The sequence below is a fragment of the Streptomyces sp. NPDC042638 genome (assembly GCF_040647235.1).
Classification (GTDB): Bacteria; Actinomycetota; Actinomycetes; order Streptomycetales; family Streptomycetaceae; genus Streptomyces; species Streptomyces rameus.
This window is the reverse complement of record NZ_JBEZBT010000030.1, coordinates 75367-87865: the sequence shown is the minus strand read 5'-3', so window position 1 is coordinate 87865 and position 12499 is coordinate 75367. Positions and strand designations below refer to the sequence as shown.

Below are 12499 nucleotides of genomic sequence, written 5' to 3'. Positions count from 1 at the left end.
GGACCCCGACTGGGCGCCGGAGCCGCTGCGGCTCTCCTTCCGGGACGTGGTGGCCCGGCCGTGGGCTGTGCCCGGCTATCGGCTGTGTCCGGTCGTGGGCTGTGCCCCGCCATCGGCCGCCCCCGGCCATCGGCCGCCCCCGGCCGTGGGCTGTGCCCGGCTATCGGCTGTGCCTGGTCGTGGGCTGTGCCCGGCCATCGGCTGTGTCCGGTCGTGGGCTGTGCCCGGTCGTCGGCCGCCCCGGTGTGGGCCGCCCCCGGTCGTGGGCTTGTGCCCGGCCATCGGCCGTACCCGGGCATCGGCTGGACCCGGGCATCGGCTGTGCCCGGGCATCGGCTGTGCCCGGTCGTGGGCCGCCCCCGGCCGTCGGCCGCCCCGGTGTGGGCCGCCCCCGGTCGTGGGCTTGTGCCCGGCCATCGGCCGTACCCGGCCATCGGCCGTACCCGGGCATCGGCTGGACCCGGCCATCGGCCGTGCCCGGCCGGGGCCGCACGGCGCCGGGGCCGCACGCCCCCCGTACGGGTCACCCCAACGCGCCGACCCGCTCGCTCGCCCGGTGCAATGGACCCGTGACCGCGCCCCCGGACGACTGCCTCGCGCGCAACGAGTGGATCTGCGGCGCCTATCTGAGCACGCGCCGGCAGATCCTGCTCGACGCGGTGGTCCAGCACCTCCAGCTGACCCTCCTGTCGGTCCTGATCGGCCTGGCCATCGCGCTGCCGCTCGCCGTGGTGGCCCGACGCTGGGGCTGGGCGGCCGGTCCGGTCCTCGCCGTGACGACCATCCTCTACACGATCCCGTCGCTGGCGATGTTCTCCCTGCTCCTGCCGCTCTACGGCCTCTCGGCCACCCTGGTCGTCGCGGGGCTGGTGCTGTACTCGCTCACCCTGCTGGTGCGCAACGTCCTCGCGGGCCTGCGCGCGGTCCCGGAGGAGACCCGGCAGGCCGCGCGCGGCCTCGGCTACGGCCCCGTCCGGCTGCTGCTCACCGTGGAACTGCCCCTCGCCCTGCCCGCCGCGATGGCCGGCCTGCGCATCGCCACGGTCTCTGCGGTCTCCCTGGTCACGGTCGGCGCGATCGTCGGCTTCGGCGGGCTCGGCAATCTCATCTACGCGGGCATGAACACCTACTTCAAGGCCCAGGTGCTCACCGCGTCCGTACTGTGCGTGCTGATCGCCGTCGCGGCGGACCTGCTCCTGCTGGGCGTGCAGCGGCTGATCACGCCCTGGACCCGGGCGGCCCGCGCATGAGCACCCTCGCCGCCAGCTGGGACTGGCTCACCGACCCCGCGCACTGGTCGGGCGACGACGGCATCCGGCACCGCCTGTTCCAGCACCTGCTGCTCACCGTCGTCTGCCTGTTCCTCAGCTGTCTGATCGCCCTGCCCGTCGCCCTCGTCCTCGGCCACCTCGGCAAGGGCGGTGCGCTCGCCGTGAACCTCTCCAACGTCGGCCGGGCCGTGCCCACCTTCGCCGTCCTGGTCCTGCTCCTGCTGACCCCGGTGGGGAGGTGGGGCGAGGGTCCCACGGTGGTCGCCCTGGTGCTCTTCGCCGTACCGCCCCTGCTGACCAACGCCTACGTCGGCATGCGCGAGGTGGACCGCAGCGTCGTCCGGGCCGCCCGGGGGATGGGGATGACCGGCCGGCAGCTGCTGTTCCGTGTGGAGCTGCCCCTTTCGCTGCCCCTGCTGCTGAACGGGGTCCGGATCGCCGCCGTCCAGCTCGTCGCCACCGCCACCATCGCCGCGCTCGCGGGCGGCGGCGGCCTCGGCCGGATCATCACCGCCGGCTTCAACCTGGCCAGCACGCCCCAGGTGGTCGCGGGCGCGCTCCTCGTCGCCGGGTTCGCCCTGGTCGTCGAGGGCACCTTCGAGGCCGCCGAACACCTGGCGCCGAAGTGGGCCCGGGGCGGCCGATGAGAGGCCGTACCCGGGCGGTCCCGGCCGTGCTCCTCGCCCTCACGGCCTGCTCCACGGGACCCTCCCTGGAGAACCGGGGCGCGGTCACCGCGTCCCCCGGCGACAGCGACCACCTGACCATCGGGTCGGCCGGCTTCACCGAGAGCGACCTGCTCGCCCAGATGTACGCGCAGCTGCTGACCCGGGCCGGGTACCGGACCTCGATCCTCACGGTCGCCAACCGGGAGCTGTACGAACCGGCCCTGGAGTCCGGCCAGATCGACGTCGTACCGGAGTACGCGGCCACGTTCGCCGACTGGCTGGGCGCCAAGACCCACGGCGCCGCCGCGAAGCCCGTCGGCTCCCCCGACCTCGGCGCCACCATGAAGGCCCTGCGCGCCCTCGCCGCACCCCGCGGCCTCACGGTCCTTCCGCCCGGCCGTGCGGTCGACCAGAACGCCTTCGCGGTCACCGCCGGCTACGCCCGCGCGCACGACCTCAGGACCCTCGGCGACCTGGGCGCCGCGAAGCTGAAGGTGCGGCTCGCCGCCGGTGACGAGTGCGTGGCACGGCCGTACTGCGCACCGGGCCTGAAGAAGGTGTACGGCATCGACATCACCGGGGTCGATCCCAAGGGCGTCGGCACCACCCAGGCCAAGCGGGCCGTGCAGGACGGCCGCGACCAGATGGTGCTGACCACCACCACGGACGCCACCCTCGACCAGTTCGGGCTGGTCCTGCTCGCCGACGACAGGCACCTGCAGAACGCCGACTACGTCGTCCCGGTCGTCAACCGCTCCCGGGCGGGCAGCGAGCGCGTGGCGAAGGTGCTGGGCAAGCTCAACGACGTCCTGACGACCGAGGACCTGGCACGGCTGAACCAGCAGGTCGACAGCTGGCGCCGGCTGCCCGCCGACGTCGCCCGGACGTACCTGACGGACAAGGGCCTGCTGAAGTGAGCCGTGTCAGGCGTCCGACACCGAGTCGAAACTGACCTGCGCCCGCGCCACACCCTGCGCGTCCGCGTCCACCGAGCGGCGCAGCGCCTCGTGCAGCTTCGCCGGGGTGAGCACACCGAGGAACCGCGCGCCGTCCAGTACGGCGACCCACCCGGCGTCGTGCTGGAGCATCACCCCGAACGCCTGCTTGAGCGGTGCGCCCACCGGCACCCAGGCGGTCATCCGGTGCACGAGGTCCCCGACCGCCCCGCCCGCCGCCAGCTCGTCGACACCGACCCAGCCGCGCAGGTCACCGCCCGTGTCCAGGACCACCGCCCACCGCGCGCCCTCGGCGCGCAGCCGCCGCTCGGCCCGCTCGGCGGGCTCGTCCACCCGGGCCACGGGCGGCTGCTCCAGATCGTCCGGCTCGGTCGCGGTGACCGACAGCCGCTTCAGCCCGCGGTCGGCGCCCACGAAGGAGGCGACGTACGGGGTCGCGGGCGCCCCGAGCACCGCGCCGGGCGTGTCGAACTGTTCGATGCGGCCCTCCCCGTACACGGCGATGCGGTCGCCGAGCCGGACGGCCTCCTCGATGTCGTGCGTGACCAGCAGCACCGTCTTGCGCACCGCGGCCTGCATACGCAGGAACTCGTCCTGCAGCTGCTCGCGCACCACCGGGTCGACCGCGCCGAACGGCTCGTCCATCAGCAGCACCGGCGGATCGGCGGCCAGCGCCCGGGCCACACCGACCCGCTGCCGCTGCCCGCCCGACAGCTGCTCCGGATAGCGCCGCCCGTACGTCCCCGGGTCCAGGCCCACCAGATCCAGCAGCTCGGCCGCCCGGGCCCGCGCCTTCGCCCGCTTCCAGCCCAGCAGCGCGGGGACGGTCGCGGTGTTGTCCAGGACGGTGCGGTGGGGGAAGAGACCGACCTGCTGGATGACGTAGCCGATACGGCGGCGCAGCCGCACGGGGTCGACGGTCGCGATGTCCTCACCGCCGACGAAGATCCGGCCGGCGGTCGGTTCGATGAGCCGGTTCACCATCATCATGGTCGTCGTCTTGCCGCATCCGGACGGTCCGACGAGGGTGACCAGTTCCCCCTCGGTCACCTCGAAGGAGAGGCCGTCCACGGCCGTCGTACCGTCCGGGTACCGCTTGGTGACCTGCTCGAACCGGATCATTCCCCCACGCTACGGCAGGGCGCCCCGGGCCTCATCCCGCCGTGCCCCGACCGGCGGACACCGGCGTCACCGCCCCCGGAAAGGGCGGGGGTCAGCCGAGCAGGATCACCTCCAGCGTACGGGGACCGTGCACGCCCTCCACCCGGTCCAGTTCGATGTCGCTGGTGGCCGACGGGCCGGAGATCCAGGTCAACGGGCGGACGGGGTCCAGGCGTTCGAGGGCCTGGGGGACGGAGGAGACGACCTGGCCGGGCACCCGCACCACACAGATGTGGTGGTCGGGGACGAGGCTGATGCGGCGGCGGCCCTGGCCGGGGCCCCCGTCCAGCACGATCGTGCCCGTCTCGGCGACGGCGACCGCGCACGCGGTGAGCACGCTGTCGGCCCGGTCGAGGTCGAACGGCGTGCTCTCCGGCCGGTCGGGGACGCGTGTGACGTCCGTCGCGGCCAGCCAGCCCTCGTCCAGCCCGGCCGGCACCAGCACCGAGGCCGCCTTCCGGTCGGCCAGCAGCCGGCCGATCAGGGCCGGGAGCCCGGCCTCCGTGCAGCGGTGCACGACCGCCCGGTAGTCCGCCAGGTTCTCCGCCAGCAGCTCCGCCGTCCGCTCGGGGGTCCGCTCCCCGTGCTCGCGCAGATAGTCCCGGCTCACGGCCTGCTCGTAGGGCCGCTCGTCGGGAGTGACGTCCGCGAGCGCGCGCCGCACCCGGCCCAGGATCCGCTCCCTGTCGCTCACTCGCCGCCGTCCTCTCCGCCGCGCGTGCGCCGCCACCAGTCCCGGAAGGACTCCGGCGGTACGGCCGGCAGATCCCGGGTGTCGCTCCACGCCCTGCCGGGACCGGGCAGGGTACGCGGATGCAGCCGGCGCGTCCGGGAGGCCAGCCGCTGGCCCGCGCGCAAGGCGCCGGGGTGGGTGAACGCCCAGCGCGCCGCCCGCATCGCCGCCCGCTCGGCCGCGTGCCCCTTCGCCGGCCGGAGCACCACCTTGTTGCCCTGCCGTACCGCCGGACCGCCCTCGACCACCCGCTCCCGCAGATGTACGAGCACCTCGGGGATGTCGATGGCGACCGGGCACACCTCGTAGCAGGCCCCGCACAGGCTCGACGCGTAGGGCAGGGAGGCGTCGATCTCGCTCGCCGTGCCCCGCAGCTGGGGGCTGAGGATGGCACCGATCGGGCCCGGGTAGACCGAGCCGTAGGCGTGCCCGCCCGCCCGCTCGTACACCGGGCACACGTTCAGGCACGCCGAGCAGCGGATGCAGCGCAGCGCCTGCCGGCCGACCTGGTCGGCCAGGGCGTCGGTGCGGCCGTTGTCCAGCAGGACCAGATGGAAGGCGCGCGGCCCGTCCCCGTCCGTGGTCCCGGTCCACATGCTGGTGTAGGGGTTCATCCGTTCGGCCGTGGAGGAGCGCGGCAGGGTCTGCAGGAAGACCTCCAGGTCCCGCCAGGCCGGCACCACCTTCTCGATGCCGACGACCGAGATCAGCGTCTCCGGGAGGGTCAGGCACATCCGGCCGTTGCCCTCGGACTCCACGACGACCAGGGTGCCCGTCTCGGCGACCATGAAGTTCGCGCCGGAGATGCCGACTTTGGCGCGCAGGAACTTCTCCCGCAGGTGCAGCCGGGCCGCCTCGGCGAGTTCGGCGGGTGTGTCCGTCAGGCCCTCCGGGGCCGGGCGGCCCCACTTGCCCATCTCGGTGCGGAAGATGTCGCGGATCTCGCGCCGGTTGCGGTGGATGGCCGGGACCAGGATGTGCGACGGGCGGTCCTCGCCCAACTGCACGATCAGCTCGGCGAGATCGGTCTCGTAGGCCCGGATGCCCTCGGCCGCGAGCGCCTCGTTGAGCCCGGTCTCCTGCGTGGCCATCGACTTGACCTTCACGACCTCCGACTCACCGGTGGCCCGGACCAGTTCGGCGACGATCCGGTTGGCCTCGTCGGCGTCCACGGCCCAGTGGACCGTACCGCCCGCCGCGGTGACCGCCTCCTCCAACTGCACCAGGTAGCGGTCCAGATGTCGCAGTGTGTGGTCCTTGATCCGGCGGCCCGCCTCCCGCAGCTCCGCCCAGTCGGACAACTCGCCCACCGCCCGCGCGCGCCGGGCCCGGATGGTGTGCGTGGCGTGCCGCAGATTGCCGCGCAGCGTGGGGTCGTGCAGAGCGTCGTGCGCCGCCTTCGGGAAGGCGGGCATGCCGACGAACGTCCCGCTCATAGCGCCGGTTCCTCCTCCGTGCTCGCCAGGATCTCCGCGAGGTGCACGGGCCGCATGCCCGTCCGCAGCCGGCTCATCGTGCCGCCGATGTGCATCAGGCAGGAGTTGTCGGCCGCGCACAGCACCTCGGCTCCCGTCGACTCGGCGTTGCGCACCTTGTCCGCGCCCATCGCCGCCGACACCTCGGCGTTCTTCAGCGCGAAGGTGCCGCCGAACCCGCAGCACTCCTCGGCGCCCGGCAGCTCGACCAGCTCCAGCCCCTTCACCGCTGCCAGCAGCCGCCGGGGCCGGTCGCCGAGCCCGAGGGAGCGCAGACCGTGACAGGTGGGGTGGTAGGTGACGGTGTGCGGATACCAGGCGCCGACGTCCGTCACGCCCAGCACGTCCACCAGGAACTCGGTGAGCTCGTACGTCTTCGGCACCACCGGCGCCAGCGTCCGGGCGAGCGCGTCCCCGCGCCCCTCGGCCCGGGCCCGCTCACCCATCCGCGGATACAGCTCCCGCACCATCGCCCCGCACGACCCGGACGGGGTCACGATCGCGTCGTACCCCCCGAAGACATCCGCGAAATGCCGGGCCAGCGGCTCGGCCTCGTGCCGGTAGCCGGTGTTGTAGTGAGCCTGCCCGCAGCAGCTCTGGGCCGCCGGGAAGCCGACGTCGACACCCAGCCTGGCCAGCAGCCTCACCACAGCCCGGCCGGTGTCCGGATACAGCGTGTCGTTGACACAGGTCAGGAACAGAGCGACACGCATCACGGCTCCTCGGTGTCGGTCGTCGGACGAGTGCAGGGTAGTGCGCGGTGCCCCGTCGAGGGGAGACCGAGCCGGCGGTGCGCCGCGCCGGACGGCTCGTGTGCTGACCCCGAGTTCAGTAACAATCCATGATCCCGGGGCTCTGCCCGCGCGCGGTCGTGTGCTGGACTGGGACGCGTCCGTGCCGTCCGTCCCGGGAGATTCGTTGAGCCTCAGCTACCGCCAGCCCGGCGTCGTCCTCACCGACCACCACTTCACCGTGCCCCTCGACCACGCCGACCCGGGCGGCGAGACCATCGAGCTGTACGCCCGCGAGGCCGTGGCGAGCGACCAGGCGGGGCGGGACCTGCCCTGGCTGGTGTACCTGCAGGGCGGCCCCGGGTTCGGGGCGAATCGTTTCATCGGACGTCAGGCGTGGCTCGACCGGGCCCTGAGGGAGTACCGCGTCCTGCTCCTCGACCAGCGCGGCACCGGCCGCTCCACGCCCGCCACCCGGCAGACGCTCCCGCTGCGCGGCGGCCCCGCCGCCCAGGCCGACTACCTCACCCGCTTCCGCGCCGACTCCATCGTCCGCGACTGCGAGGCCGTCCGCCCCCAGCTCACCGGGGGCGCCCCGTGGACCGTGCTCGGCCAGAGCTTCGGCGGCTTCTGCACGGTGTCGTACCTCTCCCTCGCTCCCCAGGGCGTGCACACCGCGATCATCACGGGCGGCCTGCCCTCCCTGCACGCCCACGCCGACGACGTCTACCGCGCCGCCTACCCGCGCGTCGAGCGCAAGGTCGCCGCCCACTACGACCGCTACCCCGAGGACGTGGAACGCGCCCGCCGGATCGCCGACCACCTCCTCACCCACGACGTGGTCCTGCCGAACGGCTACCGCTTCACCGTCGAGGCGTTCCAGTCCCTGGGCCTGATGCTCGGCACGAGCGACGGCAGCCACCGCCTGCACCACCTGCTGGAGGACGCCTTCGTCCGCACCTCTGCCGGCCCGGAACTGTCCGACTCCTTCCAGGAGCAGGCGCAGTCCCTGCTGTCGTACGCCGCGCACCCCCTCTACGCCCTCGTCCACGAGTCCATCTACGGCCAGGACGCGCGCCCCACCGCCTGGGCCGCCGAACGTGTCCGCGCCGAGTTCCCGCAGTTCGACGCGGCCAAGGCGCTCACCGGTGACGGCCCGGTGCTCTTCACCGGCGAGACCGTCCACCCCTGGATGTTCGACACCGACCCGGCCCTGCGGCCCCTGCGCGAGACGGCCGGACTGCTCGCCGCCCGCACCGACTGGCGCCCGCTGTACGACCCCGCCCGCCTCGCCGCCAACGAGGTTCCCGTCGCAGCCGCCGTCTACCACGACGACATGTACGTCGACACCGCGCACTCGCTCCAGACCGCCCGCGCCGTCCGCGGCCTGCGCACCTGGGTCACCGACGAGTTCGAGCACGACGGCCTGCGCGCGGGCGCGCCGCGGGTCCTGGACCGGCTGCTGGCGCTCGCCCGCGACGAGGTCTGACCTGCCGCGCCCGCGACAAAGAAGTTGCGGTCGGCACAGGGCCGCATAGTCTGCCGCCCATGACCGAGGCGAAGATCACCGAGTTGCTGCCCCTGCCCGACGACTGGCGGCGCGCCCTGGCCGTGGTGGCCCACCCCGACGACCTGGAGTACGGCTGCTCGGCGGCCGTCGCCGCCTGGACGGATGCCGGCCGCGACGTCGCCTACGTGCTGGCCACCCGGGGCGAGGCCGGCATCGACACCCTGCCCCCCGCCGTCTGCGGCCCGCTGCGCGAGCGCGAGCAGCGGGCCAGCGCGGCCGTGGTCGGCGTCACCGCGGTGGAGTTCCTCGGCCACCGGGACGGCGTGATCGAGTACGGTCCCGCGTTGCGCCGCGACATCGCCGCCGCGATCCGCCGCCACCGCCCCGAACTCGTCGTCACCCTCAACCACCGCGACACCTGGGGCGGTGTCGTCTGGAACACCCCCGACCACGTCGCCGTCGGTCGCGCCACCCTGGACGCCGCGGCCGACGCCGGCAATCGCTGGATCTTCCCCGAACTCGTCGACCAGGGCCTCGAACCGTGGAACGGCGTCCGCTGGGTGGCGGTCGCCGGCTCCAGCAACGCCACCCACGCCGTCGACGCCACGCCCGGCCTGGAACGGGCGGTGCGCTCACTGCTCGAGCACCGCAGCTACCTGGAGGCGTTGACCGACCAGGACCCGGAAACGTACGTCCGCGACTTCCTGGCCGAGACCACGACGGCCACCGGCAAGCGCTTCGGCGGCAGGCCGGCGGTGTCCTTCGAGCTGTTCGGCCGGTAGCTCGGCACGGGCGGGGGAGAGGGATGCGCAGGTCAGTAGGCTGGGCCTCATGCCGGATCAGATAACCGACCCCTCCGACCTGCGCGGCGACTGCGCACAGTGCTTCGGGCTGTGCTGTGTCGCCCTGCCCTTCGCCCGCTCCTCCGACTTCGCGCTGACCAAGCCCGCGGGCAAGGCGTGCCCGAACCTCCGGGGCGACCACCGCTGCGGCATCCACGCCGACCTGCGGCAGAAGGGCTTCACCGGCTGCACGGTCTACGACTGCTTCGGCGCCGGCCAGAAGGTCTCCCAGGTGACCTTCGACGGGCAGGACTGGCGCACCGGGCCGCAGGAGCGGGCGCGCCGGATGTTCGACGTGTTCCCGGTCGTACGGCAGCTGCACGAGCTGCTGTGGTACCTGACGGAGGCGCTGGGCCTGCCCGCCGCCCGGTCCGTCCACCCCGAGCTGCGGCAGGCGCTGGAGAAGACCGAGCGGCTCACCCGGCAGACCCCCGAGGAGCTGGCCGCGCTGGACGTGGCCGCGCACCGGCAGGAGGTCAACGTGCTCCTGCTGCGCACCAGCGAGCTGGTCCGGGCCGCCGGTACGGGCAAGGGCAAAGGCAAGGGCAAGGGCAAGGACCGGCGGGGCGCGGACCTCGTCGGCGCCCGCCTCAGGGGCGCCGACCTGAGCGGGGCGAGCCTGCGCGGTGCCTGTCTGATCGCCGCCGACCTCACCGGTGCCGACCTCACCGGCGCGGATCTCATCGGCGCCGACCTGCGCGACACCGATCTGACCGACGCGGACCTCACCGGCGCCTTCTTCCTCACCCAGCCCCAGCTGAACGCGGCCCGGGGCAGCGCCTGCACCAGACTGCCCGAGTCGGTCACCCGGCCGGCGCACTGGACGGCGGGCCGCTGACGCCAGGCGTCCGCCCGAAGGCGCCGGGGTGTGCTGTCAGACGTCCGTGGCGCGGTCGGGGCCGGTCGCGCCCACGCGGCGGAGCCGCGCATCGTCGTCGCCCGGCGTGCTCACGGGCCGCTGCCGACGCTCCAGCCGCAGCCGCAGCCCCTCCGGCATCAGGGTCAGGCGCTCGCCGACGGCCAGCCGGTAGCCGGGGTCGGCGTGCAGCTCGTAGCGGCGCAGCAGCAGGCCGAGGACCAGGGTCGCCTCGTGCAGGGCGAACTGGCGGCCGATGCAGGCCCGCGCGCCGGTGCCGAACGGCTTGAAGGTGTGGGGCGGCCGGGCCCGTACCGCCGCCGCGGTGAAACGGTCCGGGTCGAACCGTTCGGCGTCCTCGCCCCACACCTCCGGCTCGCGGTGCAGCAGCGGCGTCAGCACCAGGGCCCAGGCGCCCCGGCGCATCGGGTGCTCACCGGCCAGGACGGTGTCCTGCCGGGCCTCCCGGGCGAACGCGGGCGCGGTCGGCCACAGCCGCAGCGACTCGTCCAGCACCCGGCGGACGTAGCGCAGCCTGGCTATCCGGTCGTAACCGGGGAGCGGGGTGTCGCCCCAGACGCGGTCCACCTCGGCGCGGGCCCGGGCGGCGACCTCGGGGTGCCGGGCGAGGTAGTACAGGGCGAAGGAGAGGGCGCCCGAGGTGGTCTCATGACCGGCCACCAGGAACGTGATCACCTGTTTGCGGACGTTCTCCGCGGACAGCCTCTCGCCGGTGACCGGGTGCGCGGTCGCCAGCATGCGGTCCAGCAGGTCCCCGTCACCGCCACCGGACCGGCGCCGGGCGGCGACCAGCTCGTCGACGGTCCGGTCGAGGTAGGCCGTGTCGGCCGCGTTGCGCCGGGCGGCGGTGCGCAGCAGCAGCGGGGCCAGTGGCCCGGGCACGCTGTTCAGCCTCTGTGCGTAGGTGAGCGTGCCGACCATCGCCGTGACGAACGGGTGCAGCCGGTGGCGCTCGAAGGAGCCGAAGTCGTGCCCGAAGCCGGTGCGCGCGATCGTCTCCAGGGTCAGCCGGGTCATGTCACCGGGGACGTCCACCGTGCGCCCGGCGGCCAGCTGCCGGTCCCAGTGGTCGGTCAGCCGGCCGGCGACGGCCAGCATCATCCCGTGGTAGCCCTCCATGGCCTCCCGGCTGAATCCGGGGGCCAGGACGTCGTGCGCCAGCTGCCAGTTGGGCTCGTGGTTGTAGGCGGTGAACAGGCCGTCACCGGCCAACGGCCGCAGGTTGGCGACCCCCAGCCCGACGTGCTTGGCGAACCGTGACTCGTCGGCGAGATCGGCGACCAGCGGCGCCCCCCACACGAACACGAACTCCTTGCCGAAGGCCCGGCGCCGGAAGATCGGGCCCAGTTCGCGCCCGTACCGCATCGAGTCCTGCAGCGGCCGGCGCCGGTCGGCACCGAGCACATCACCGAGCAGCGGCACCCGGCGCGGCGGATGCGGGATGCGGTGCAGCTCGGGCCAGCCCTGCTCGGCGCTCCGGAAACCCCTCGGCAGCCCGGCCCCCGTGGCCTGCGTCGTCTCCGCCATGACGCGATCTCCCTTGATCCAGCGGATGGTTGGAACTGTGACGCGCTCGTGTTGTACGTGGGTTCAATAACGGCTTCCAGTGTGATCCCCCTGTTGAATCGACGTCAAGTAAAGTGACGCCATGCCCGCGAACCAGGGGGAGCGCGCCCGGCGCCGGCTCAGCACCGAGGAGCGGCGCGAGCAGCTGCTGTCGGTCGGCGCGCGACTGTTCTCGGAGAACCCCTACGACGAGGTCTGGATCGAGCAGGTCGCCGAGATCGCGGGGGTCTCGCGCGGTCTGCTGTACCACTACTTCCCCACCAAGCGGGACTTCTTCGCCGCCGTCGTGGACCGGGAGAGCGCGCGCATGCTGCGCATGACGGCGGCCGAGCCCGGTGTGCCGGTGCGTGAGCAGCTCGCCGCCGGCCTCGACACCTACCTCGGCTACGTCGAGGACCACGCCCACGGCTTCCGCGCCTTCCACCGTGCCGACGCGGCCGGCGACCAGGCCGTGCGCCGGGTCTACCGGCAGGCCCTGGCCGCGCAGGAGAAGCAGATACTGGCCGCGCTCGCCGCCGATCCCGAGTTCGGGCCGGTCTTCGGAGCGGCTCCCGAGGTGCGCCTGGCGGTGCGCGGCTGGCTCGCCTTCACCACCGCCGTCTGTCTCGAATGGCTGCGCGGCGAGGGCGAGTTGAGCCGCGGACAGGTGCGCGACCTGTGCGCCCGCGCGCTGCTGGGCGTCCTCGGGTAACCCTGTGCGCCGGTGCGG

12 protein-coding genes are annotated in these 12499 nt (G+C 73.7%); 7 read left to right on the top strand and 5 right to left on the bottom strand.

Annotated features, from left to right (window positions below):
* Nucleotides 1–569 precede the first annotated feature (569 nt).
* Genes AB0B40_RS23475 through AB0B40_RS23465 form a run of 3 tightly spaced genes read left to right on the top strand, consistent with a single transcriptional unit; the run spans nucleotide 570 to nucleotide 2856 of the window.
* Nucleotides 570–1250: an ABC transporter permease gene (locus tag AB0B40_RS23475; protein WP_345049884.1), complete on the top strand. Its 681-nt coding sequence runs from the start codon at nucleotides 570–572 to the stop codon at nucleotides 1248–1250.
* A complete protein-coding gene (locus tag AB0B40_RS23470) occupies nucleotides 1247–1918 on the top strand; it encodes an ABC transporter permease subunit (protein WP_345049887.1) in 672 nt (223 codons plus the stop codon). Before AB0B40_RS23475 ends, AB0B40_RS23470 begins: the two co-directional genes overlap by 4 nt.
* Nucleotides 1915–2856, top strand: a complete 942-nt coding sequence (locus AB0B40_RS23465; protein ID WP_362265353.1) for an ABC transporter substrate-binding protein — start codon at nucleotides 1915–1917, stop codon at nucleotides 2854–2856. The genes AB0B40_RS23470 and AB0B40_RS23465 overlap by 4 nt, the downstream gene beginning before the upstream one ends.
* Nucleotides 2857–2862: 6 nt before the next feature.
* Here the strand turns inward: AB0B40_RS23465 and AB0B40_RS23460 are convergent, their stop codons facing one another.
* The 4 genes from AB0B40_RS23460 to AB0B40_RS23445 form a co-directional block, all read right to left on the bottom strand.
* Nucleotides 2863–4017: a betaine/proline/choline family ABC transporter ATP-binding protein gene (locus AB0B40_RS23460; protein WP_345049893.1), complete on the bottom strand. Its 1155-nt coding sequence runs from the start codon at nucleotides 4015–4017 to the stop codon at nucleotides 2863–2865.
* A gap of 91 nt (nucleotides 4018–4108) precedes the next feature.
* Complete coding sequence (locus AB0B40_RS23455; RefSeq protein WP_345049897.1) at nucleotides 4109–4750, bottom strand: lactate utilization protein C; 642 nt, start codon at nucleotides 4748–4750, stop codon at nucleotides 4109–4111.
* Nucleotides 4747–6225 (bottom strand): LutB/LldF family L-lactate oxidation iron-sulfur protein, encoded by a 1479-nt coding sequence (locus tag AB0B40_RS23450; protein ID WP_345049901.1) that lies wholly within the window; start codon nucleotides 6223–6225, stop codon nucleotides 4747–4749. Before AB0B40_RS23450 ends, AB0B40_RS23455 begins: the two co-directional genes overlap by 4 nt.
* Nucleotides 6222–6977 carry a (Fe-S)-binding protein gene (locus tag AB0B40_RS23445; protein WP_345049904.1) on the bottom strand — a complete coding sequence of 252 codons (756 nt, stop codon included), beginning with the start codon at nucleotides 6975–6977 and terminating at the stop codon, nucleotides 6222–6224. The genes AB0B40_RS23450 and AB0B40_RS23445 overlap by 4 nt, the downstream gene beginning before the upstream one ends.
* A 205-nt stretch (nucleotides 6978–7182) precedes the next feature.
* On the opposite strand from AB0B40_RS23445, the gene AB0B40_RS23440 reads away from it, so the two are divergent.
* The 3 genes from AB0B40_RS23440 to AB0B40_RS23430 are packed head-to-tail and all read left to right on the top strand — an operon-like array spanning nucleotide 7183 to nucleotide 10185.
* Nucleotides 7183–8484 (top strand): alpha/beta fold hydrolase, encoded by a 1302-nt coding sequence (locus AB0B40_RS23440; protein WP_362265350.1) that lies wholly within the window; start codon nucleotides 7183–7185, stop codon nucleotides 8482–8484.
* Between the two features lie 59 nt (nucleotides 8485–8543).
* The gene (locus AB0B40_RS23435; RefSeq protein ID WP_345049911.1) at nucleotides 8544–9287 is read left to right on the top strand and encodes a PIG-L deacetylase family protein; all 744 of its coding nucleotides are present in this window, start codon (nucleotides 8544–8546) and stop codon (nucleotides 9285–9287) included.
* Nucleotides 9288–9336: 49 nt separating this feature from the next.
* Nucleotides 9337–10185: a pentapeptide repeat-containing protein gene (locus tag AB0B40_RS23430; protein WP_362265348.1), complete on the top strand. Its 849-nt coding sequence runs from the start codon at nucleotides 9337–9339 to the stop codon at nucleotides 10183–10185.
* A 36-nt stretch (nucleotides 10186–10221) separates the two neighbouring features.
* On the opposite strand, the gene AB0B40_RS23425 is transcribed toward AB0B40_RS23430, so the two are convergent.
* Nucleotides 10222–11751, bottom strand: coding sequence for a cytochrome P450 (locus AB0B40_RS23425; protein ID WP_345049918.1), 1530 nt, complete (start codon nucleotides 11749–11751; stop codon nucleotides 10222–10224).
* A 121-nt stretch (nucleotides 11752–11872) separates the two neighbouring features.
* On the opposite strand from AB0B40_RS23425, the gene AB0B40_RS23420 reads away from it, so the two are divergent.
* Nucleotides 11873–12481, top strand: coding sequence for a TetR/AcrR family transcriptional regulator (locus AB0B40_RS23420; protein ID WP_345049921.1), 609 nt, complete (start codon nucleotides 11873–11875; stop codon nucleotides 12479–12481).
* Nucleotides 12482–12499: the final 18 nt, after the last annotated feature.

Coding starts and splice junctions, on each gene's coding strand:
- AB0B40_RS23425 (WP_345049918.1), bottom strand. CDS start 11,751: ATGGCGGAGACGACGCAGGCCACGGGGGCCGGGCTGCCGAGGGGTTTC.
- AB0B40_RS23445 (WP_345049904.1), bottom strand. CDS start 6,977: ATGCGTGTCGCTCTGTTCCTGACCTGTGTCAACGACACGCTGTATCCG.
- AB0B40_RS23430 (WP_362265348.1), top strand. CDS start 9,337: ATGCCGGATCAGATAACCGACCCCTCCGACCTGCGCGGCGACTGCGCA.
- AB0B40_RS23420 (WP_345049921.1), top strand. CDS start 11,873: ATGCCCGCGAACCAGGGGGAGCGCGCCCGGCGCCGGCTCAGCACCGAG.
- AB0B40_RS23465 (WP_362265353.1), top strand. CDS start 1,915: ATGAGAGGCCGTACCCGGGCGGTCCCGGCCGTGCTCCTCGCCCTCACG.
- AB0B40_RS23450 (WP_345049901.1), bottom strand. CDS start 6,225: ATGAGCGGGACGTTCGTCGGCATGCCCGCCTTCCCGAAGGCGGCGCAC.
- AB0B40_RS23470 (WP_345049887.1), top strand. CDS start 1,247: ATGAGCACCCTCGCCGCCAGCTGGGACTGGCTCACCGACCCCGCGCAC.
- AB0B40_RS23435 (WP_345049911.1), top strand. CDS start 8,544: ATGACCGAGGCGAAGATCACCGAGTTGCTGCCCCTGCCCGACGACTGG.
- AB0B40_RS23460 (WP_345049893.1), bottom strand. CDS start 4,017: ATGATCCGGTTCGAGCAGGTCACCAAGCGGTACCCGGACGGTACGACG.